The organism is Kitasatospora sp. NPDC057940 (genome assembly GCF_042887425.1).
In the GTDB taxonomy this organism is placed as follows: Bacteria; Actinomycetota; Actinomycetes; order Streptomycetales; family Streptomycetaceae; genus Kitasatospora.
In genome coordinates, this window is sequence record NZ_JBHVPH010000015.1 from 88,359 (window position 1) to 110,490 (window position 22,132).

Here is a 22,132-nt window from a genome sequence, read left to right on the forward strand (position 1 = left end):
TCTAAGCAGCCCCAAGGTTCTAGAGTGATTCCTGGCGTCGGCATGCCCAGTGCCTTCATCCGGGCGGCGACATCGTGGACGTACGGAAGCTCAGAGGGGGATCGAGCCAGCTCCACCACGCACCAGGCAGTCGTGTACGAAATTGAGCCATGGGCCCTCATTAACCGGCGGGTGCGCCAGTGTTGGATCGGCGAGAGCAGGAGACGTAATTCCTGCCATCCCACTGTGCACCTTGATCTCATCAGCTGGCGTGCTCCTCGCTCGCGGAGCTGGATTGCTCAAGCTGCAGCTCCCGTTTCCGCTGCTCCTCTTTCAGGCGCTCGACAAATCGAGCAAACATTCGCAGTCGATCACCCTCGGGGAGAGGGTTGCTCGGGTCGCTTCCGGCATATTCATCGAGCATGAACTGTGAAGCGTTGTAGTGCTTCTCGATCTCGTCAGCAGTCGACTGCAGGTTGTAGCCGCGCTCCCGGAACTTGAAGTACCCGGTCACACCTGCCGAAATTCCCACAAAGCCGCTAAGGAAGGCAGTTCCGAACCTCAACGTGACACTGCTTCCGTCGTTCATTGCAGCGAGGGATGACGTCACGATTGACCCGGTGATGATGATCACCTGAAAGAAGTTGTGGACCCGGCGGTTCTTGTTAGCGCCCTTCCGGTACTGATCGATGATCTCCAGCGACGCTTCGCGGTAGATTCGCAGGGCAGAAGGGGAATCCAGTGGAAGCTGGGCTGCGGCGGTCTGGCGATCCTGCAGCGCATTACGCAGATCGCCGGACTTGGTGGCGATCTTCTGACGGTTGGTCCGCAGGAGCCGGCCCATAGCGACCCACAGGGCGCTTACGATCGCCAGTCCCACATATCGCACGAACAGTAGCTGCGTATTCCAGAGTCCGATGATCACGGTGTAGCCCAGCAGGAAGGTCAACGCCATCGCGCCGAGCATGCTCAGCCAGAAGATCCGCTGAAAGGTGCGAGCCTCCCGAATATCGACCTCTAGCTGGTCGAACTCCTTGACCGTCCTCCGGTAGTCCTCCTGAGCGCGACACTCCTGCTCTGGCGTCAAACTCGGCCGATATTCGAGCAAATCTTGCCCATCCCTGGGAGCGCCCACACTCGCCACCATAGACCCCTATCTTGCCTCACTGGATCCACTGAAGGATAGGGCACGGATCATTGACAAACAAGAGTGGATTCATGGGCGGTAAACTTCAAGAGAATATATCGAAATCAACTGCGGGGGTCGCTGACATGTTCGATTCGATGTGAATTAAATGAGGCCCTGGCAGGTAAAAATATTCTTTAGGCATGGCTAGCCCGATCAGCGGGGCCGGTGCGCCGGACAGCCTGCCGGAGTCGGGGCCGAGCGAGGGATATGGCCGCCGGTGTCGGGGTGCCGCGCTCGGGGTGCCTGCTCCGGGTGGACCTCAAGTTGCCCTAGGGTGTGGGGAGTTCCCGGTAGCGGTTCGCTGCCGGGACTTCGTGCTTCCTGGGGCGGAGTGGATCATGCGGTACGTGCGGTTGCTGCGTCGTGGGCCTGTGCATCTGCTGTGGGGGGCGCAGACGGCGTCGGTGTTCGGTGACCGGCTGTACGCGATGGCCGTGATGTGGATGGCGTGGGAGCACGCGGGTGCCGGGGCGATGGGGCTGGTGGCTGTCGCCGAGTCGTTGCCGTACATCGTGCTGGGCACGGTGGGCCGCCGGGTGATGGACCGGTTCGCATCACTGCGAGCGCTCGCGGTGGTGGACGCCGTACGGCTGGTCCTGGTGGCCGCGCTGCCCTGGGCGTGGGCCGAGTTCGGAGCCGTGGGGTTGATCGCCTCGGCCGCACTGCTGGGTGTCGGGGGGGCCCTGTTCGATCCGAACCTCGGCGCGATGGTGCCGGACCTGGTGAGGCTGGGCGAGGTCCAGGCCGTCAGCGGGCTGATGGACCTGACCGGTCGGATCGCCCGGATCGCCGGTCCCGGGGCGGCTGGGCTGCTGCTGGCGGTGATGCCGCTGGCCGGGCTGTTCTGGGTGGACGCGGCGACGTTCGCCGTCTCGGCGCTCGCCCTGGTGCTGCTGGGCGGCCGCGTCCGGCCGACCGGGGCCGACCCGCAGGCCGGGCCGCAGGCGGCCGGGGTGCAGCCGGGGATCTGGTCGTTGGTGCGGACCCATCCGGATACCGGGGTGGTGCTGGCGGTGCACGGGATCGGGATCTTCGCCGGGGCGGTGTCGCTGGCGATGCCCGCCCTGCTGGCAGCCCGACTCGGCGCCGGGGCCTCAGCCTACGCGGCGGTGCTGGCCTGCACCGGCGCCGGGGCCCTGGCCGGGAATCTGGTGGCCGGGAACGTGCGGCTGCCGGCGCCACTGACGGCGGTGTACTGCGGGGTGTGGGCGGTGTCGGGGCTGGTGCTGGCGGCCACCGGGCTGGCCGGGTCGCTGCCGGTGCTGCTGGCGCTGTCCGTGCTTTCCGGGGCGGTGTCGCCGTTCTTGCAGATTGCGTTGTCGACGCACTTCGCGCTGTTCCCTCCGGCCGCTCGCAGGCGGCTGCTGACGGTGGACCTGACCGTGATCCGCACCTGCGGGACGGTCTCGATGCTGTTCGTCCCCGGGCTTGCCGCCAGCGGTCCGAGGGCCGCGTTCCTGGTGGGCGGTCTGGCGGTGGTGGTGGTCGGTGTGGCGGGTGCCGTGCTGGTGCTGGGCCTGGCACGGGGGCGTCGGCCGGTGCCGGAGGTCGAGCCGGTGCCGGAGTTGGCGGCCCGCGACTGAGTCCAGGCGTGGGCCGGGCCCTGCGGTGCGGGGCCCGGCCGGTGTGCTGGTGGTGCTCGGGTCAGCTGGTGATCAGCTGCCAGTGGGTGACGGTGATGTCCTCCAGCGGGATGCCGAGGTCCTTGTAGATCCGCTGGTGCATGGCGCCGAACCAGGCGTCGCGCCGGTCGTCGAAGAACGCCCGGTCGTACCAGGCGACGCCGAGGAGGACGGTGCCGCCGCCGTTGGGGTTGCCGGGCTCGGCCTCCCAGTAGGTGCACTGCCAGTCCCAGAGCATGAGCTCCTCGGGGCGGTTGCGCAGGCGCTCGTCGGACTCGCGCAGGGACTGGATGCACCGCTCGGCGGTGGCCGCGTCGGGGCAGTAGTAGGTGCAGTCGGACTTGGCGATCGAGGTCTTGTCGGCACGGCGGGCCGCGTCGACGTCCTCCCCGGTCAGGACGCGGACCCGGGTCACCAGGTCCTCGCGGGTGGCGATCTCTTCGAGGATGGTCACGGCGTTGTGCTCCTCTCGGTGGGGTGTTGCTCCCTTGGGCGGTGGCTACCAGCCCGTCCCGCTGATCGGGTCGGGGCTGGGGCTCTGGGGGTCGCGGCGGCGGATGCCGCCGGGGGCGGCGTAGCGGACGTTCAGGCCGACGCGGGCGCCGTTGCTGGTGTTGGTGCCGGAGCGGTGCAGCAGGCGGCTGTCCATGAGCAGGGCGGACCCGGCAGGCAGGGGCAATACGGTCGAGGCGTCGGCGGTGAAGCCGGTCGCCTGGTCGGCACGGCCGCGTTCGGCACCGTGCTCGGCCTCGGAGGAGAACGGCAGGTAGCCGAACTGGTGCGAGCCGACCACGGCGTGCAGGCAGCCGTTGTCGAGGGCGGCGTCGCTGATGGCCAGCCAGGCGGAGACGGACCGGTCGGGGTCCAGTTCGAGGCGGGCATCGATGCCGTCCTGGTGCCAGGGGATCTCGAATGCGCGGCCGGGCCACTTCACCACGAGGAACGTGTTCTCCACCGCGATGTCCTGGCCGATGGCTTCCCGGACGGCGGCCAGCAGCTGTGGGGCCCGGACGGCCGCGCGGGCCCACTCGGTGTCCAGATGGGGGTTGCGGATGATCTCCTGGCGGCGGGTGCGGTGTTCGGCGACGAGCTGGGCGGCGCGTGCGCGGGCGGCCGAGGGGGCGGACCACTCGATGCCGGTGCGGAATCCCCGGGGGCCGAGGATCCCGCCTGTACTGGTCATCAGATCTGACCCCTTCGGAGCGGGTTTCCCTGGGCGGTGCGGACGGGGCCGGTTCAGTCGGCGGTGCGAGGGCGGGTACTGCCGGGCGCGAACGGCGGCCGCATCGGGGACCGCCCGGGACGCGGAAGCGCGTTCAAGGCTGCCTGGACCGCTCGTCGCGGCCCGGCGAGGAGCTGTCGCCTGGTCATCGGCTGTTCGGGCAGGGCCAACTCCGCCCAGACGCGTTTGCCCTGTTCGGTCCGCTCCGCGCCGTGCGCCAGGGCCAGGCACTCGACCAGTTCCAGCCCCCGGCCGCTCTCCGCGTCCGTGCCGGCCTGGCGTCGCCGGGGAAGTGTGATCGAGCCGTCGTAGACCTCGACCAGGGCCCGCCGCAGCGGGACGCTCACGTAGACGGCGACAGCGAGCATCGGTCGGTCGGAATGCCGGACGGCGTTGGTCACCAGCTCGGAGGTGACCGTGTCCAACGCGAGCCGGGTGTCCTCGTCGAGCAGGACGCCCCAGCTGGCGACGCGGCTCCTCACCTTGCGACGGGCGACGGGCGCGGAGACCGGATCTCTGGTCAGGAAGAAGACATGGGAGTGCACGACCACGGTGGGGCACCCTTCGGCACTGGCCTGGAGAGCGGTACCGGCCACCTGGGAATGGACGAGCAGGTGGGCGGTGCCGCCGATCGTGGAGCCGAAGCAGCCCCGGTTCGTGGGGCTCTCGCTTGGCCTGACAATAAGTCAACAGGTGTGCGCTCGGCGTGAACACGGTAGAGACACCCCGGATGCCTGAAACCCTTGAAACCCGGCCCGGGGGCGGCAATGGCAGCACGCGAACGGACACCCAACGGCAAGCTCGCGACACTGGTCGCAGAATGTCGGTGGGCGAGCAACGGCGAGTTCGCCCGAGCGGTCAACCGGGCCGGAACCGAGGCCGGTTACAAGCTGAGGTACGACGAGTCGGCCGTCTCGCACTGGCTCTCGGGCACCCGTCCCATGGCCAAGTACCAGAAAGTGGTCCTGGAGGCCCTGGCCCGCCGCCTGGGGCGGCCGGTCACCGCATTCGAGGCGGGCTTCGCCGATCGACCTGACGTTCAGACCCAGTCCGGGGATACGGTGGCGGGACTGATCGACCTCGGGAGCATGGACATGGACCCATCGCGCAGGGGCGTACTCGGGGCGGGCCTGTACTCGGTCGCCCTCACCATTCCAGGCTGGCCGGACGTCATCGGGCGATTCGAGCGGCTGAAGGCGGATCCACACACCCGGATCGGCATGGCCGAGGTCGAGGCCGTGATCGCCATGACCGAGCGCATCAGTGAGCTGGACGACCAGTTCGGCGGCCGGACCGCCCGCCCGATGGCCGCCGCGTTCATGGTCAACAACATCGCCCCACACCTCAAGGCCACCGCCGACGACGAGGCCCGCAAGGCGATGCTGTCCGCCGCCGCCGACCACCTCTACCTGACCGGCTACATGGCCGTGGACGAACGCCTCGACCTGCTCGGCCAGGCCTACTACACCAAAGCGCTGGAGCTCGCCCTCGCCGCCGGTGACCACCTCACCTACTGCACCACCCTGCGCGGAATGAGCGTCCAAGCGGTCGAACTCGGCCACGGAGCAACCGCGTTGCGGTACGCGAACGCCGCCGCTGCCGCATCACCCGAGGCCGGACCACGGATGCGCGCCTTCCTCGCCGGACAGCAGGCCCACGCCCTCGCCCAGGCCGGTGACCGTGCTGGTGCGGTCGCCATGCTCCGTTCGGCCGAAGTCGCCATGGAACAGGCCGAGTCCAAGGCCAAAGCCCACGGCTCCTACGACCCGGCCTCCCTCTCGTACCACGTCGCCCAGGTCAACTACGAACTCGGTGACCGCGAAGGCGCAATCCGCGCACTCCAGCACTCCGAGAAGGTCCGACCCGCCGTGTACCGCCGGGCCCGTGTCCGTCACCGCGCAATGCTCGCCGAATGGCAGCTCGGAGCCGGCCGACTGGAGGAAGCCGTCCAGAACTGGAACCTCGCCCTGGACGACTTCCCCCACGTCCAGTCCGGCCGAGCCGACGACCGCATCCGCACCATGCTCTCCGCAACCCAACCGCACCGGCGCAACCCCCACGTCCGCGATCTTCTCGAACGCGCCCGACCGATCATCCCCCACCGGACTTGATCCCCGAAGAAGACCTCACGGTCGTCGTCCTGGCTGTGGTTGGAGCTGGCATCACGACACCTCAGTGACGTCCCCGCCAGGGCCTGGCTTGTGCCTGCCCTCGCGCTCCTGAGCGAGAGCAGGTGCGTGCAGCGGGCGGCAGGGCCGTCATAGGCGCCAACGTGCTCCGATTAGGAACGGGTCGGGGCACGTTGGCGCTTTACCCCACGATTGGACGCACGCGCGCCCCCTCCGGGAGGCGGCGCGCGTGTGAAAACCAGTCACGGTGACGGTGTACGCGCCTTCGCGATCGTTCCGTTGATCAGGGGTGGGGGATGACGGCGACCGGGGACTGGGCGTGGTGCAGGGCCGCGTGGGCGACGCGGCCGAGGCGGGGGCCGAAGTCGAGGGAGCGGTGGCGGCGGCCGACGACCAGGAGGGCGGCGCCGGCGGAGGCTTCGACCAGGCCGCGGGCGGCGCCGAGCCGGACGTCCTCGATCACCACGGTGTCCGGGTGCCGCTCGCGCTGGCCGGCCAGGGCGAGGGTGAGCAGCTTGGCCTCCAGCGCCTCCAGTTGGGCGATCTCGGTGGGCGGCACGGCCCCGCCGGCGTAGCCGAAGACCGGCGGGAGGTCCCAGCCGTGCACGGCCCGCACCCGGGCGCCGCGCAGGGCGGCCTCCTGGAAGGCGAAGGCGAGCACCTCCTCCTCCGGGGCGTGCGCGTCGACGCCGACCAGCACCTCGGGCCCGTCGTCGCCGGCCCCGTCGGGCGAGCCCGGCTCGCGCACCACGACCACCGGCACCGTGCTGCGGGCGGCCGCGGCCATGCCGACCGAGCCGAGCAGCAGCCCGGTGAAGCCGCCGAGGCCGCGCGAGCCGAGCACCAGGAGGGCGGCGTCCTCGGCCGCGGCGACCAGGCCGTCCACCGGCGCGTCCAGGACGGCGTCGGTGTGCACCACCAGGTCGGGGTGGCGCTCGCGGATCGCGTCGGCGGCCGAGGCCAGGACCCGCTGCGCGGCGGCCGGCAGGTCGTCGGGCTCGGCGAAGGTGGCCACGCCGTCGGTCAGCCACGGCCAGGCGTGCACCAGGCGCAGCGGGGCATCCCGGAGCACCGCCTCGTCGGCGGCCCAGAGGGCGGCGGTGGTGCTCTCCGGCGAGCCGTCGACCCCGGCCAGGACGGATGGCGTCATGAGGGTTCCTCCACTGTGTCGGCGCTTGGCGGGGCGGCGCGGGGACGGTGCGCGCACTGACGGCCCGTCCGCTCCTCCCCCACCCTGGCGGTCCGCCAGGGCCTCGCGACAGAGGCCGCAGGCCCCTCGGCGACGGGACGAAAGGCCCGCCCGTGGGAGCGTACGGCGCACCCCGGCGTGCGGGGTGCCGACACCCGGGCACTACCGTGAATCCGGCAATCGCCCTGATCGGGCGGCACCTGGCGCCCTCCGGCGGCGGGTGGAGGACGGGCCAGGGCGAGTACGAGGAGGACAGCGGTGGGCGGAGCGGACGGCAGCGCGGCGGTCGGCGGCGCGCGGATGCCCCGGCTGCGCCTGGACGAGCTGCTGGAGGAGCTCCAGTGGCGGATCGACGCGGCGCGCGGCACCCAGAACCGGGTGCACAACCTGCTGGAGGCGGTGCTCGCGGTCGGCCGGGAGCTGGACCTCGCCCAGGCGCTGCACCGGATCGTCGAGGCCGCCGCCGACCTGGTGGACGCCCGCTACGCCGCGCTCGGAGTGATCGGCCCGGACGGGCACTCGCTGTCGCAGTTCCTGACGGTGGGCCTGTCCGAGGAGGAGATCGCCGAGATCGGCCCGCCGCCGTCCGGCCGGGGCATCCTCGGCGAGTTGATCCGCGACCCGCAGCCGCTGCGCTGCCCGGTGCTGTCCGAGCACCCGGCCTCGGCGGGCTTCCCGCCGAACCATCCGCCGATGCACACCTTCCTCGGGGTGCCGGTGCGGGTGCACGGCGAGGTGTTCGGGAACCTGTACCTCACCGACAAGCGCGGCGGGCTGGACTTCGACACCGACGACGAGGCGGTGATCTCCACCCTGGCGGTCGCGGCCGGGGTGGCGATCGACAACGCCCGGCTGTACGAGGAGGCGCAGCTGCGCCAGCGTTGGCTGCGGGCCAGCGCGGAGATCAGCCGCAGCCTGCTGTCGGGCGCGCCCCGGCTGGAGGTGGTGGAGCTGATCGCCCGCCGGGCCGGGGAGATCGCCGGCGCGGAGCTGGCCGACGTCTCGGTGGCGCTGGACGGTCCGCAGGAGCGGGCGGAGGAGCTGACGGTGGAGGTCGCGCTGGGCGGCGCGCCGGCCGCGCGGCTGGGGGTGACGGTGCCGGTGGACGGCACGCTGTCGGGCGCCGCGTACGCCTCCGGTTCGCCGGTGACCAGCGACGACCTGGCCTGCGACGCCCGCTATCCGGCGGGCCCGGCGGGGCGCTTCGACGGGCTGGGCCCGGCGGTCGCGGTGCCGCTGGGCACCGGGGCGGGGTACGGGCGGGGCGTGCTGCTGCTGGCCCGCGCGGCCGGGCAGCCGGCCTTCGGGCCGGACGAGACCGGGCCGCTGCTGGGCTTCGCGGACCAGGCGGCGCTGGCCCTGGAGCTGGCCGAGCGGCGGCGCGACGCCGAGCAGCTGACGCTGCTGGAGGACCGCGACCGGATCGCCCGGGACCTGCACGACCTGGCGATCCAGCGGCTGTTCGCGACCGGGATGACGTTGCAGAGCGCGGGCCGGCTGATCGACAGCCCGGCCGCCGCCGACCGGGTCGCCCGCGCGGTGGCGGACCTGGACGAGACCATCAAGATCATCCGGTCGACGATCTTCGGGCTGCGCGCCCACAGCGAGCCCGACCGGGGCCTGCGTGCCCGGGCCACCCGCGTCGTCGCCGAGGCGCAGGGGACGCTCGGCTTCGCGCCCCGGCTGAGCATGGAGGGCCTGCTGGACACCGACGTGCCGCAGGAACTGGCCGACCACGTGGTGGCCGTCCTCGGCGAGGCGCTCAGCAACGCCGCCCGGCACGCGCGGGCGGGCCGGGTGGAGGTGACGCTGCGGGCGCTCGCCGGGCGGGTGGCCCTGGTGGTGGCCGACGACGGGGTGGGCGTGCCCGAGGGCGGCCGGCGCAGCGGGCTGCGCAACCTCGCCGAGCGGGCCGAGCGGGTGGGCGGCGCCTTCACGGTGGGGCCCGCCGAGGGCGGCGGCGCCCGGCTCTCCTGGGAGGCCCCGCTCAGCTCCTGACGTGCCGTCACCGGGCCTTCGCCCACGCCGCTCCGCGCCCTTGCACACGCCGTCCCTACTCGAACGACCGAACGTGCTCGGGCGGGTTCACAGGTCGAGCACGCCCCCCTCGAAGAACGCTCTCAACATCCATTGTCGCCACGCATGTTCGACGGTAGAGTCGCCGTTCGCCGAGCACGGATGAGCATTCGACAGCATCATTTGGGGCGGCCATGTCAATTAATCAGGACACCCTCCAGGTCGTTCCCGACCTGATCCACGCGTTCACGGAAATGGCACGCCGCAATCCCCGGCACCCCGCGATCGTCCGGCGGGGGCGCACCCTCGACTACGGCCGGCTCGCAGAGCTGGCGAACACCCTGGCCAGGCGCCTGGGACCGGACCCCGGCACGGTCTGCGTGCCGGCCGTCCACACGGCCGAAACGGTGGTCGCACTTCTCGGCGTGCTGACCGCCGGGGGCGTGTACTGCCCGATCGATCCGGCATTCCCGGCGGCCCGTCGACACGCCATGGCGACGGCCGCGAACTGCCGCACGGCGATACTCGGCGAAGCCGTCGCGGACCACCAACTCGACGCTCGATTAGTGGAGTTACCAGACCTCTCGGAATTCCCCGGAGAACCGCCCGGAACCCTTCCGGCGGACCGCGCCGCAAGCGGCCCGGAACATCCGGCCTACATTCTCTTCACGTCGGGTTCGACCGGGCAGCCGAAACCCGTCGCCACTCCCCGCCGGGCCGTCGCGGCCACGGCCCACGCACTGCGCGACCTCTTCCACCTCACCCCCCAGGACCGGGTGCTCCAGTTCGCCTCGCTCAACTGGGACACCTGCTTCGAGGAGATCCTCCCGGCACTCACCGCGGGCGCCACCCTCGTCCTCGACCCCGACGCGCACTGCGGGTCGTTCCCGCGCTTCCTGCGGATGGTCGAGCGCGAGCGGATCACCGTCCTGGACCTGCCGACCGCCTTCTGGCACGAACTCGTCCACCACCTGGTCGACGACCGGGCCGAACTGCCGCCCTGCGTCAGGCTGCTGGTGATCGGCGGGGAGGCCGTCCAACCGGCCCGGCTGGACGACTGGGCCCGGCTGGACACCGGGCGGATCCGGCTGTTGAACACCTACGGCTGCACCGAGACCACCCAGATCACCCACGCCGTCGACCTGTCCGGACCGCTCGCCCGCGAACCGGTCGGGCCCGGCGCCGACCGCACACCGGCCGCCCGCGCACCGATCGGCCACGCCCTGCCGCACGTCGTCGAACGCCTCGGCGAACAGGGCGAGTTGCTGATCGGCGGGCCGGGCCTCGCGCTCGGCTACCCCGGCCTGCCCGAGGCCACGGCGGCCCGGTTCACCACCGTCGACGGCGAGCGGTACTTCCGCACCGGCGACCGGGTGAGCCGCGGCCCGGACGGCCTGCTCACCCACCGGGGCCGCCTGGACGGCGAATTGAAGGTGCGCGGCGTCCGGGTGGACCCGGCGGAGGTCGAGGCGCACCTCACCGGACACCCCGAGGTGAGCGCCGCCGCCGTCACCGGCGCCGCCCTGGCCGGCCGCACCGCGCTGCTCGCGTACGTCGTGGCGCGGCGGCACACCTCCCCGCCGGACCTGGCCGGCGACCTGCTGTCCTACCTGCGGGCCCGGGTGCCCGGCCACCTCGTGCCCGGGCGGATCACCGTCGTCCCCCGGCTCGTGCACACCCCCAGCGGCAAGGTCGACCGGGCCGGCTGCCACCTGCGCTACGGCGCCCACGACAGGTCGAAGGAGACCTCCGTTGAGCACTGACCTCACCACCCCCGCCACCCCGCAGGACCTGGTGGCCGTCTTCCGGCGCGTGCTGGAACGCGACGACGTGGCGCCCGACTCCGACTTCTTCGACCTCGGCGGCGACTCGCTGATCGCCACCCGGGTGCTGAGCGCCGTCGCGCGCGGCTACGCCGTCGAGCTCACCTTCGACGAGTTCCTGCTCGCGCCCACCCCCACCGCGCTCGCGCGCAGAATCACGGCCGCGAGATGAACGACCACCCGTTCAACGACCACCCGTTCAACGGCCGGCAGCTCGACGGCCGGCAGCTCGACGGCCGGCAGTTCGACGCACATCGGCCCGGAGGAACCGCCGTCGTGGTCGGCGCCGGACTGGCCGGGCTCACCACCGCCACCGGGCTGGCGGCGCACGGCTTCGACGTGACCGTCCTGGAGGCCCGGGACCGGGTCGGCGGGCGCACCCACGGCATCGAGGCCGCCCCCGGTGTCCTGGTCGACGCCGGAGCCGCCTACCTCGGCGACCGGCACACCGAACTCCTTTCCATGATGGATGAGTTGGGGCTCAAGACCACCCCCACCACGATGTCCGGCGCCAGCCGCTTCGCGCTCGGCAGCGGCAACGAAAGCAGCGCCGGCGCCACGACCCGCGACGGCCGGTTCCCGCCGCTCGACGGCGTCGCGCTCGGCGACCTGTTCGACCGGCTGTCCGAACTCACCGCCGCCGTACGGCCGGAGGCGCCCTGGCTCACCCCGGACGCCGAACGCCTGGACGCCCTCACCGCCGCCGAGTGGGCCGAGCAGCACCTCACCCACCCCGACGCCCGGCTGTTCTTCCCGCTGTTCCTGGGCGAGATGACGGCCGCCGACCCGGCCGACATCTCCGTCCTCCACCTCGCCTTCTACCTGCGCTCCGGCGGCGGCCTGCGCTACCTCAACGCCTTCGCCGGCGGTGCCCAGCAGGACCGGATCTCCGGCGGCGCCCACCAGGTGTGCGAGCGGCTGGCCGAGCGCCTGGGCGACCGGGTACGGCTGGGCGAGCCGGTCCGAACCGTCCACCAGGACGCCGACGCCGTCACCGTGCACACCGATCGCGGCGAACACCGCGCGGACGTCGCCGTCATGGCGCTGCCGCCACTGCTCGCCGACGCGATCGACTACCGGCCCGGCCTGCCGGTGCGCCGGGCCGGCGAGCGCACCGCGCGCGGCTGCGCGGTCAAGGTCCACCTGGTCTACCCGGCGCCGCTGTGGCGCGACCACGGCCTGTCCGGCTGGTCGGTCAACGCCCGGGGGCCACTGCTCTCCACCGTGGACGACTCCCCCGCCGAGGCCGGCATCGGCGTCCTGACCGGATTCGTCACCGGCGCCGAGGCGCACCGCTTCGCCGCCCTCACCCCGCAGCAGCAACGCGCCGCGGCCGTCGGGCAGGCCGCGCAGCTCTTCCCGATGCTCCCCGAGCCGACCGCCTGCCATGTCACAGACTGGCTCAACGACCCGTACAGCCAGGGCTGTTACGCCGCCCTGCTGGGGCCCGGCGACTGGCCGCGGCTCGGCCCGGCGCTGACCGCGCCGCACCACCGGGTGCACTGGGCCGGCACCGAGACCAGCACCGCGTACTTCGGGCTGATGGAGGGCGCGATCCGCTCCGGCCACCGGGTCGTCGCCGACATCCTCGCCCGCGTCTGAAACCCGCGCCTGACGCCCGCGCCCCGTCCTTCCCCGGCCTTTCCCCTCACCGGTGCCGGTTCCACGAGAATCCGCGCCCGGCCCCCCTTCGGGAGACCCCCATGAGCGACCGCAGTTCCATCGCGCCCCTCGCCGCCAGACAGCAGCTGATGACCGAACCCGACCTGGGCGCGGGCAACTTCCTCGACCACGCCCTCGCGGCCAACCCGCACCGTGCCGTCCCGTCCGTCTTCACCCACCGCACCGACCACCGCGGCGAGGTGGTGCTGCGCGGCCACAGCCTGCTCGACCTGGCCGCGCTGCGCGACCGGTACGCCGCCTGGTACCACGCCAACGGGGTGCGCCCCGGCGAGCCGGTGGGCATCGTGGTCGGCGAGGGCCTGGAACCGCTGCTGCACTTCCTCGCGCTGACCTCGCTGGGCGCCGTCCCCGCGCTGGTCAACGACGCGATGCGGCACGACGTGCTGGTCCGCTACCTGGACCACGTCGGCGTGGTCGGCGTGGTCGCCGACGACCCCACCCGGCTCGCTGCCGCCTACCGCGAGGACCCGGGCCGCCGCCCGCGCTTCCTCGCCCTGGCCGCCGAGGTGCAGGCCTTCGACGCCGACGCCGTCGAACTGCCCGCCGGCCACCCGTACCGGCACGCCCCGGACGACGTGGTGGCGCTGATCCACTCCTCCGGCACCACCGGCACCCCCAAGTCGACGATGCTGGCGCACCGCCAGTTCTGGGACGGCAAGCAGCCGCGGATGGAGCGCTTCCCCGCCGAGCCGTACGACCGGCTGATGTCGCTGATGCCGCACACCCACGCCGGCGGGCTCAGCTACTTCCTCACCGCGACCCTGCTCGGCCTGCCCACCGTGGTGATGTCCGACTGGCGGCGCGCCGTCGTCGAGCCGGTGATGGAGGCCTTCCAGCCGACCATGGTCGCCTCCTTCCCCCGGACCTTCGTCGAGCTGGCCACCGGCGACCTCCCGGTCCGCGGCGCGGCCCGGGTGCACTCCTGGTTCAACACCGGCGACAGCGCGCACCACGGGCACATCCGCCGTCTGGTGACGCTCGGCGAGCGGCCGGCCGGGCTGATCCGCCCCTGGCTGCTGCCGCAGGACCGGGCCGACCAACCCGCGCTGCCCGGTTCGCAGTTCGTCGACGGCCTGGGCTCCTCCGAGATGGGCATGGCGCTCTTCGGCCAGGTGACCACCCCGGAGAGCGCCCGCGACGACCGCTGCGTCGGCAGGCCGCTGGAGGTGGTCCTGAAGGCCGCCGTGCTCGACCAGGACGGCACCGAACTCCCGGACGGCACGGTCGGGTTGCTCGGCGTGGTCAGCCCCTCCCGGACCCCGGGCTACTGGCACGACCGGCGGCTCACCGAGAGCTTCGAGCTGGCCGGCTACTGGCTCACCGGCGACGTCGCCCGCCGCTCACCCGACGGCCGCTTCTACCACCTCGACCGCACGGTGGACGTCATCGACACCGCCGACGGCCCGGTCTACAGCCTGCCGATCGAGGAGGTGCTGCTCGCCGACTGCGCCGACCTGGTGCAGGACTGCTCGGTGGTCGGCGTTCCCGGGGGGCCCGGCGAAGGCCAACGGCCGGTCGCCGTCGTCCGGTTGCAGGCCGGGGCCGCCGGGGCCGGCGCCGAGGAGGTGCAGGACGCGGCGAACAAGGCGCTGGCCGCGGCCGGGCTGGCCGCGCTCGCCGCCGTCCGGATCGCCCGCACACCGCAGGACTTCCCGCTCGGGCCGACCGGCAAGGTGCTCAAGCGCGAGCTGCGCACCCGCTTCGCGGGGCTCTTCGCCGACACCCGAGCCGACACCCGGGCCGAGCTCCGAACCGGCCCACAAGCCGACCCCTCCACCGGCCCCTCCACCGCCCCCTCTGCCGGCCAGTAGCCGGCCATGGACCACCCCGTGATCCGCCAGCCGTACACGTACGCGCGGACGGCACTGGTCGAGCCGGACTGGCGGCGGCTGCCGGGCTGGCGCCGCGTCACCGAGGCGCAGTGGCGCGACGCCCAGTGGCAGCGGGCCCACTCGGTGAAGACCGCCCGGCAGCTGCGGGCCGTCGTCGGCGACCGGCTCACCGACCACTTCTACCGCGAACTCGCCGCCGACCAGGCCGGGTTCGCCACCATGCCGATGCTGCTGCCGCCGCAGCTGCTGAACACCATGGCCCCGGACGCCCCGGCCGACCCGCAGGCCTTCACCGAGGCGTTCCTGGCCGACCCGGTGCGCCGCTACATGCTGCCGGTGCGCACCGACCGGCACCCGCACTGGCCCAGCCACCCCCGGGCCGAGCGGGACTCGCTGCACGAGGCGGACATGTGGGCAGTCGAGGGCCTGACGCACCGTTACCCCACCAAGGTGCTGGCCGAGTTGACCGCCACCTGCCCGCAGTACTGCGGGCAGTGCACCCGGATGGACCTGGTCGGCACCTCGACGCCCCAGGTGGCCAAGACCCGGCTGCTGCTGCGCCCCGCCGACCGGCAGGAGCAGATGCTCGACTACCTCAAGCGCACCCCCGCCGTGCGCGACGTGGTGCTGTCCGGCGGCGACCTCGCCAACGTCCCCTGGCCCCGGCTGGAGTCCTTCCTGCTGCGGCTGCTGGACCTCGGCACCGTCCGGGACATCCGGCTGGCCAGCAAGGCCGTGGTCGGCCTGCCCCAGCACTGGCTGCAACCGCGGCTGCTGGACGGGCTGGCCCGGGTCGCCGAACTGGCCGCCCGCCGCGCGGTCAACCTGGCCGTGCACACCCACGCCAACCACGTGCGCTCGATCACCCCGCTGGTCGCCGAGGCGGCCCGGGCCCTGCTGGACGCGGGCGTGCGGGACGTCCGCAACCAGGGCGTGCTGATGCGGGGCGTCAACGACACCCCCGAGGACCTGCTCGACCTCTGCTTCGCCCTCCAGGGCGAGGCGAACATCCTGCCGTACTACTTCTACCTCTGCGACGTGATCCCGGGCGCCGAGCACTGGCGGACGCCGCTGCACCAGGCGCAGCGCCTCCAGGAGGCGATCATGGGCTACCTGCCCGGCTACGCGACCCCGCGCCTGGTCTGCGACGTCCCGCACGTCGGCAAGCGCTGGGTGCACCAGGCGGTGGCCTACGACCGCGAGCTCGGCATCTCGTACTGGACCAAGAACTACCGCACCGGCCTGGAGAGCGGCGGCGGCCAGGACGCCCCGCTCGACCGGCGCCACCCCTACTACGACCCGGTGGACACCCTCCCGGAGACCGGCCGCCGCTGGTGGTCCGAGCCGTCCACCGCAGGAGGAGCGCGATGAGCACCCCCGACCCGAGCCCCGGCCCGAGCCCAGCCCCGGGCCCCGACCTGAGCCCAGCCCCGAGCCCCGACCCGAGCCCCGGCCCTCCCCGGGACGGCGAACTGCGCCGCCTGTGCTGGATCTTCCCCGACCGGGAGTCCTCCCGGATGGCCGCGATGTGGCACGGCTTCTTCTGGGACCTCTACGCCGAGAGCGCCGCCGACCTCGGCCTGCGCTGGACCAGGCACGCCCCGGAGGCCGTCACGGTGGACGCCACCGGTCCCGGCCGCCCCCGGGTCTACGTGGACGACGAGCCGGTCACCCCCGAGGACACCCTGTTCATCACCGCGCTCTACTCGCTGCCGTACCAGTCGATGGACGTCTTCAACCAGTACGCGCTGTACGCGGTGCTCGAACAGGCCGGGTTCTACCTGCCGTTCCCGCCGCAGGTCTCGCTGATCGGCAACGACAAGCTGGCCACCCTGCTGTTCCTGGCCGGCTCCCCGGTGCCGGCCATCCCGACGGTGCGGATCGGCACCGGCCGGGACATCAGCAAGCACGTCTACGAGGTGGGCCTGCGGAACATGACCTACCCCGCGATCGTCAAACCCGCCGGCTGGTGCGGCGGCGGCGGGATCAACCTGGCCCGCGGCCCCGAGGACGTCCGGGGCCTGGCCAGCCTCGCCCAGGGCGGCGACACCACGCTGGTGGTCCAGCCCTACCTGGGCGACGGCACGATCGACTACCGGGTGTACGTCGTCGACGGCGAGCCGTACGCGGTGATGAAGCGGACCCCGGAGCCCGGCTCCCCGGTCGCCAACGCCAGCCGGGGCGGCGCCATGGATTTCCCACCGGTGCCGCCCGAACTCGCCGCCGCCACCGCCTGGTTCGCCGAGCGGCTGCCGATCCCGTTCTTCTGCGTCGACTTCCTGTACGACGGCGAGCGGTACTGGTTCTCCGAACTGGAACCGGACGGCGTGATCGCCCCCGACCTCACCGACCCGGACCGCACCCTCCAACGGGACGTCACCCGCGCCCGCTTCGCCGCCTACCGCGACGGCCACGCCAAGTGGCTCGCGGACGGCGCCCGCCCGCTCACCCTCGACCCCGCCCACCGGCAAGCCCCCGACCCCCGGACGGACTCCCGATGACCGCCTCCTTCTCCCTGCCCCCCGAGGCCGCCGAGCCCCGCCTGCACGTGGCCCGGCGCACCCTGGAGCGGCTGCGCAGCGTCCCCGCCCTGGCCCCGCGCTACGCCAGCCACATCAACGTCCACACCCTCGACCGGCTCGCCACGCTGCCGCCCCTGGCGAAGGACGACCTCAACACCGCGCTCGCCCACCTGGAGCCCGCCGCCGACCAGGCCGCCACCTGGCTGTTCCAGAGCGGCGGCAGCACCGGCGCCCCCCAGGTCGGCTACGCCCCCACCGGCTTCTACATGGCCGGCGTGCACGCCCACTGGCAGCCGCTCGACCGGACGGACGTCTTCGTCAACGCCTGGGGCGCCGGCCGGATGTGGGGCGCGCACTTCCTCGCCGCCGCGCTCGCCGACCTCTCCGGCTGCCGGATCATCGCGCTCGGCTCGGTCGCCGCCGAGGAGTACGGCGACTGGCTGGCCTTCCTGGCCGCGCGCCGGGTGACGGCCATCGGCGGGACGCCCAGCGTGCTGCGGCTCTGGTTCGCACACGCCCGCGCCGCCGGCATCCGGCTCCCGTCCCTGCGCAAGGTGTTGTGGCTCGGCGAGGCCTGGCAGCCCCAACTCGACGAGGACCTCGCCGTGGTGGCGCCCGAGGCGCGGCGCTGGGGCATGTTCGGCAGCACCGAGACCTGGGTGGTGGCCACCAACACCCCCGACTGCCCGGCCGACACCTTCCACCCGCTGCCCGACCAGCTGGTCCACGCCGACGCCGGCGGCCTGCTCGACTTCACCACCCTCAACCCCGAGATGCTCAACCCGGTGCTGCGCTACCGCACCGGCGACGCGGGCGAGTTGACCGACTGCCCGTGCGGGCGCCCGGGCCCGGCGATGCGGGTGCTGGGCCGGCGCGACAGCGTCGTCCAGGTCCGCGGCCTCGGACTGGACGTGGCCGAGCTGATCGCCCGGGCCGAGCGCGAACCGGGCGTGGCCCGCGCGCAGGTGGTGCTGACCGAACAGCGCGGCCGGGCCACCGGGGTGGAGGTCCTGCTGCTCACCGGCGGGACGGGCGCCGCGCCCGACGCCGAGCGGCTGCGCAAGGAGCTGTTCACCGCCACCTTCACGCTCAGCACCGCCTTCCAGCACGACCCGGAGTCCTTCCGGGTACGGCCGGTCGAGGAGCTGATCAGCAACGGCCGCACCGGCAAGACCGCCGGGCTGGTCCTGCGGGAGGGTGCGTGAAGTCCGACCGCGCGGACGAGGACGTGGCGTCCGACCGGACGGGCGAGGGCGTGACCTCCGACCGGACGGGCGAGGGCGAGGGCGTGACCTCCAACCCAGCAGGAGACGGGGCAGCGCCCGTCCGGCCGGCGCCGCTGGGCCGGGGCTTCGACCTGTTCTGGGCCGGGCAGACCGTCAGCCTGGTCGGCGACAAGGTCACCGTGTTCGTCGTCCCTACCCTGATGATCTTCGTCCTGCACGCCTCCGCCCTCCAGGTCGGCGTGGTGGCGATGGCCCAGTACCTCGGCATCCCGCTGCTCGGGCCGGTCGCCGGGGTGCTGGTCGACCGCTGGGACAAGCGCCGCACCATGCTCGGCTGCGACCTCGTCCGGCTGGCGGCGGTGGCGGCGATCCCGCTCGCGTACTGGCTCGACGTGCTGTCCACCCCGCTGCTGTTCGGCTGCGTGGCGGTGATCAGCGGCGCGACGATCTTCTTCAACGTCGGCTACCTGGTCGCCGTCCCCGCCGTGGTGCCCGAGGACGGCATGGTCCGCGCGTACTCCCGGCTGGAGGGCAGCGGCTCGGTCGCCGAGGTCGCCGGCCCCTCCATCGCCGCCGCCCTGTACAGCGCGCTCGGGGTGGCCGCCCTGCTGGTCGACGCGGCCAGCTACCTGGTCTCGGCCGTCTGCTTCCGGTACATGAGCCCGTGGGGTGAGCGGACGGTCGAGCCCGGCTCGATCCGGGAGCGGCTGACCCTCGGCTTCCGGCTCAACTGGGCGGACCCGGTGCTGCGCCGGGTGGTGCTGGCAGCCGTCACGCTCAACTGCGGCGGGCCGGTCTTCGTCACCGTCCTGCCCGTCCTCGCCTACCGGGGCCTGGGCGTGACGGTCGGCGCCTTCGGCGCGGCCATGTCGGTGGCCGCGCTCGGCGCGCTGATCGGCGCCCTGGTCGCCCCCCGGCTCAGCCGGCGGTTCGGCCTGGGGCGGACGATGGCCTGGTCGCTGCTGCTGCACTGCCTGGCCGGCCTCGGCCTGCTCGCCGCGCCCGCGTTGCCGCCCGGACCGGTGATCGCGGTGACCATGGGCTGCTACGGGTTCTTCATGTCGTGCATCAACGTGTGCAGCGCGCCCACCCGGCAGGCCCGGATGACCGCCCGCAACCAGGGCGTCATGCACGCCGCCTTCCGGACCGTCACCTGGGGCGTGATCCCGCTCGCCGCGCTGGTCGGCGGCCTGGCCGTCACCCTGCTCACCGGCCCGCTGGGCATCCTGGACGCGGCCCGGGCGGTGATGGCGGGCGGCACCCTGCTGGCCGCCTGCTCCTTCCTCCCCGCCCTCGGCCTCCAGCCGCTGCTGGACGCCGCCGGGCGCGAGGCCGCCACTCCCGGGGAACTCGCGGAGAGCGCGTCATGAGCGGCGCGAAGGCCGGGAGCGACGTGAGTGGCGGGAGTGGCGGGAGCGGCGCGAAGACCGGGAGCGCCGACGGCAAGGTCCTGCTGATCACCGGGACGTCCTCCGGCATCGGCCTCGCCACCGCCGTCGCGGCGGCCCGGGCCGGGTACCGCACGGTCGCCACCCTGCGCGAACCCGGCCGCGCCGGGGAGCTCCGGCGGGCCGCCGAGGCCGCCGGCGTCACCGTGGACGTCCGCCGCCTCGACGTCACCGACCCCGGCTCGATCGCCGCCTGCCTGGACGGCGTGGCCCGGACGTACGGGCGGCTGGACGCCGTGGTCAACAACGCGGGCGTCTCCAACTCCGACCCGACCCTGGAGATGTCCACCGACGCGGCGCTGCGGGCCAACCTGGAGGTCAACTTCTTCGGGGTGGCCGCGGTCAGCCGGGCCGCGCTGCCGCTGCTGCGGGCCGCCGCAGGCCGCCTGGTCGCCGTCGGCAGCGTGCACGGCGTGGTCGGCCAGCCGTTCAACGAGGCCTACTGCGCCGCCAAGTTCGCCGTCGAGGGGTTCCTGGAGGCGCTCGCCCCGGTCGCGGCGGCGCACGGCGTCCAGGTCTCGGTGGTCGTGCCCGGCTACGTCCCGGACACCCGGTTCGGGGTCTTCCCGGACATCGACCGCGGCACCATCCAGGCCGCCTCCGGCCCGTACGCGCCCACCTTCGCCGGCTACCTGGACTGGATCGGCGGCCAGGGCTGGGAGTCGGCCGGCCAGCCCGCCCGGGAGGTCGCCGAGGTCGTCGTGCGGACCCTGCTCGCCGACCGGCCGCCCTTCCGGGTGCCCGCCAACCAGTGGGCCGCCGACTACCTGGCCGCCAAGCTCGCCGACCCGGACGGCTCCGCCGTCCAGTCCCTCGCCCGGTCCTGGCTCGGGCAGCCCGAAGCGCGCCTCGAAGCGCGAGCCGAAGCACCCGCCGACGCGCGAGTCGAAGCACCCCCCGAAGCACCCACCGAAGCACTCCCCGCCGCACCCTCCTCCTGAGCAAGGGACCCGACCACCATGCCCGCCAAGCCCCTGGCCGAGCTGATCGCCTTCGCCCGCGCCAACTCGCCGTTCTACGCCGAGCTGTACCGCGACCTGCCCCCCGCCGCCGACCGCCTCGACCAGCTCCCCGTCATCGACCAGGCCGCCTTCTGGGCCGCCAACACCTGGCCCGACAACCGCGTCCTGACCGGCCCGCTGAGCGACGCCGGCATCTACAAGACCGGCGGCACCACCGGCGTCCCCAAGTTCTCGCCCTGGACCCGCACCGAGCACGCCGACTCGGTCACCGCCTTCGGCGCCGGACTCGTCCGGGCCGGCCTGCGGCCCGGGCACCGGGTCGCCAACCTGTTCACGGCCGGCGAACTCTACGGCGGCTTCCTCTACATCGAGGGCGCCCTGCACCACGCCCCCGTGGACAACGTCCGCCTGGGCGTCGGCGGCGCCGCCCCCGACCCGTACATCGCCGACCTCATCACCGGCTTCGGCGTCCACGTGCTGGCCGGCGAGCCGATGAAGCTCAGCGCCGTCGCCGAGTGCCTGGTCCAGCGCGGGGAGACGGCCGACGGGGTCGAACTGCTGCTGTTCGGCGGCGACCTGCTCTTCGCCGACCTGCGGCCGATCCTCGCCCGGGCCTTCCCCCACGCCGCCGTCGCCTCCGTCGGCTACGCCTCCAACGACGCCGGGCTGGTCGGCTCGCCCGTCCCCGGCGACGACGTCCGGGTGCACGAGGCCTTCGCCCACCGCACGGTGGTGGAGCTCGTCGACGACGTCACCGGCAGGACGATCACCACGCCCCACACTCCCGGCCGGGTCGTCGTCACCAACCTGTTCCGCACCCTGATGCCGATCCTGCGCTACCCGACCGGCGACCGCGCCGAGTGGACCGACGCCCGCTGCCGCCGCTTCCGCCTGCTCGGCCGCTCCACCGAGGGCGCCCGGGTCGGCACCGTCGCCATGCCCACCGAGGAGATCCGGGCCGTCCTGCTCGCCGCCGACCCGGAGCGCCACATCACCGGCATGCAGCTCGTGCAGCGCCGCTGGGCCGGGCGCGACGGCCTGATCCTGCGCCTCGGCTACACCGGGCAGCGGCCGGCCCCCGAGCTCGCCGACCGGCTCGTCGAGGCCGTGTACACGGCCCGGCCGCTCTACCCCGACGAGGTCGCGCTGGGCAGCATCCACGACCTCGCGGTCGAGTGGGTGCCGCGCTCCGAACTGGTCACCAACCCGCGCACCGGCAAGCTCCAGCAGGTGCTGGACGAGCGTCCGCAGTCCTGACCGGGCGGTGACGGCGGGGGCCGGGCAGCGCTG

General features: G+C 73.1%; 18 protein-coding genes. 13 read left to right on the forward strand and 5 right to left on the reverse strand.

The annotated features are described in order from the left end of the window. Positions 1-241 precede the first annotated feature (241 nt). Entirely contained in the window at positions 242-1,114 is an 873-nt protein-coding gene (locus ACFVTF_RS22610; protein ID WP_387815933.1) for a DUF4231 domain-containing protein, read from the reverse strand. Between the two features lie 425 nt (positions 1,115-1,539). Here ACFVTF_RS22610 and ACFVTF_RS22615 point away from each other — a divergent pair, with 425 nt between their 5' ends. Continuing rightward, positions 1,540-2,751: an MFS transporter gene (locus ACFVTF_RS22615; protein ID WP_387815935.1), complete on the forward strand. Its 1,212-nt coding sequence runs from the start codon at positions 1,540-1,542 to the stop codon at positions 2,749-2,751. Positions 2,752-2,812: 61 nt separating this feature from the next. Here the strand turns inward: ACFVTF_RS22615 and ACFVTF_RS22620 are convergent, their stop codons facing one another. The 3 genes from ACFVTF_RS22620 to ACFVTF_RS22630 are packed head-to-tail and all read right to left on the reverse strand — an operon-like array spanning position 2,813 to position 4,563. Then, the gene (locus ACFVTF_RS22620; protein ID WP_387815937.1) at positions 2,813-3,244 is read right to left on the reverse strand and encodes a hypothetical protein; all 432 of its coding nucleotides are present in this window, start codon (positions 3,242-3,244) and stop codon (positions 2,813-2,815) included. Positions 3,245-3,289: 45 nt separating this feature from the next. Further along, a complete protein-coding gene (locus tag ACFVTF_RS22625) occupies positions 3,290-3,973 on the reverse strand; it encodes a phytanoyl-CoA dioxygenase family protein (RefSeq protein ID WP_387815939.1) in 684 nt (227 codons plus the stop codon). A gap of 53 nt (positions 3,974-4,026) precedes the next feature. Continuing rightward, entirely contained in the window at positions 4,027-4,563 is a 537-nt protein-coding gene (locus tag ACFVTF_RS22630; protein WP_387815941.1) for an ATP-binding protein, read from the reverse strand. Positions 4,564-4,779: 216 nt separating this feature from the next. On the opposite strand from ACFVTF_RS22630, the gene ACFVTF_RS22635 reads away from it, so the two are divergent. After that, complete coding sequence (locus tag ACFVTF_RS22635) at positions 4,780-6,123, forward strand: tetratricopeptide repeat protein (protein WP_387815943.1); 1,344 nt, start codon at positions 4,780-4,782, stop codon at positions 6,121-6,123. Positions 6,124-6,424: 301 nt separating this feature from the next. Here ACFVTF_RS22635 and ACFVTF_RS22640 read toward each other — a convergent pair whose 3' ends face one another. Continuing rightward, a complete protein-coding gene (locus tag ACFVTF_RS22640) occupies positions 6,425-7,291 on the reverse strand; it encodes a universal stress protein (RefSeq protein WP_387815945.1) in 867 nt (288 codons plus the stop codon). Positions 7,292-7,630: 339 nt separating this feature from the next. On the opposite strand from ACFVTF_RS22640, the gene ACFVTF_RS22645 reads away from it, so the two are divergent. From ACFVTF_RS22645 to ACFVTF_RS22695, 11 genes are all read left to right on the forward strand, one after another. Then, complete coding sequence (locus ACFVTF_RS22645; protein WP_371522544.1) at positions 7,631-9,328, forward strand: GAF domain-containing protein; 1,698 nt, start codon at positions 7,631-7,633, stop codon at positions 9,326-9,328. Positions 9,329-9,540: 212 nt separating this feature from the next. After that, the gene (locus tag ACFVTF_RS22650) at positions 9,541-11,109 is read left to right on the forward strand and encodes an amino acid adenylation domain-containing protein (RefSeq protein WP_387815947.1); all 1,569 of its coding nucleotides are present in this window, start codon (positions 9,541-9,543) and stop codon (positions 11,107-11,109) included. Continuing rightward, the gene (locus ACFVTF_RS22655) at positions 11,099-11,341 is read left to right on the forward strand and encodes a phosphopantetheine-binding protein (RefSeq protein ID WP_063346173.1); all 243 of its coding nucleotides are present in this window, start codon (positions 11,099-11,101) and stop codon (positions 11,339-11,341) included. The genes ACFVTF_RS22650 and ACFVTF_RS22655 overlap by 11 nt, the downstream gene beginning before the upstream one ends. Then, positions 11,338-12,771, forward strand: a complete 1,434-nt coding sequence (locus tag ACFVTF_RS22660) for a flavin monoamine oxidase family protein (RefSeq protein WP_387815949.1) — start codon at positions 11,338-11,340, stop codon at positions 12,769-12,771. Before ACFVTF_RS22655 ends, ACFVTF_RS22660 begins: the two co-directional genes overlap by 4 nt. A 101-nt stretch (positions 12,772-12,872) precedes the next feature. Beyond that, positions 12,873-14,663 carry a class I adenylate-forming enzyme family protein gene (locus ACFVTF_RS22665; RefSeq protein ID WP_387815952.1) on the forward strand — a complete coding sequence of 597 codons (1,791 nt, stop codon included), beginning with the start codon at positions 12,873-12,875 and terminating at the stop codon, positions 14,661-14,663. A gap of 6 nt (positions 14,664-14,669) precedes the next feature. Continuing rightward, entirely contained in the window at positions 14,670-16,055 is a 1,386-nt protein-coding gene (locus ACFVTF_RS22670; protein ID WP_387815954.1) for a KamA family radical SAM protein, read from the forward strand. After that, entirely contained in the window at positions 16,052-17,185 is a 1,134-nt protein-coding gene (locus tag ACFVTF_RS22675) for a RimK family alpha-L-glutamate ligase (RefSeq protein ID WP_387815956.1), read from the forward strand. The genes ACFVTF_RS22670 and ACFVTF_RS22675 overlap by 4 nt, the downstream gene beginning before the upstream one ends. Then, positions 17,182-18,411: a phenylacetate--CoA ligase family protein gene (locus ACFVTF_RS22680; RefSeq protein ID WP_387815958.1), complete on the forward strand. Its 1,230-nt coding sequence runs from the start codon at positions 17,182-17,184 to the stop codon at positions 18,409-18,411. Before ACFVTF_RS22675 ends, ACFVTF_RS22680 begins: the two co-directional genes overlap by 4 nt. Further along, positions 18,408-19,802: an MFS transporter gene (locus tag ACFVTF_RS22685; protein ID WP_387815960.1), complete on the forward strand. Its 1,395-nt coding sequence runs from the start codon at positions 18,408-18,410 to the stop codon at positions 19,800-19,802. Before ACFVTF_RS22680 ends, ACFVTF_RS22685 begins: the two co-directional genes overlap by 4 nt. Next, complete coding sequence (locus tag ACFVTF_RS22690) at positions 19,799-20,821, forward strand: SDR family NAD(P)-dependent oxidoreductase (protein WP_387815962.1); 1,023 nt, start codon at positions 19,799-19,801, stop codon at positions 20,819-20,821. Before ACFVTF_RS22685 ends, ACFVTF_RS22690 begins: the two co-directional genes overlap by 4 nt. A gap of 18 nt (positions 20,822-20,839) precedes the next feature. Beyond that, complete coding sequence (locus tag ACFVTF_RS22695; RefSeq protein ID WP_387815964.1) at positions 20,840-22,099, forward strand: phenylacetate--CoA ligase family protein; 1,260 nt, start codon at positions 20,840-20,842, stop codon at positions 22,097-22,099. Positions 22,100-22,132 lie beyond the last annotated feature (33 nt).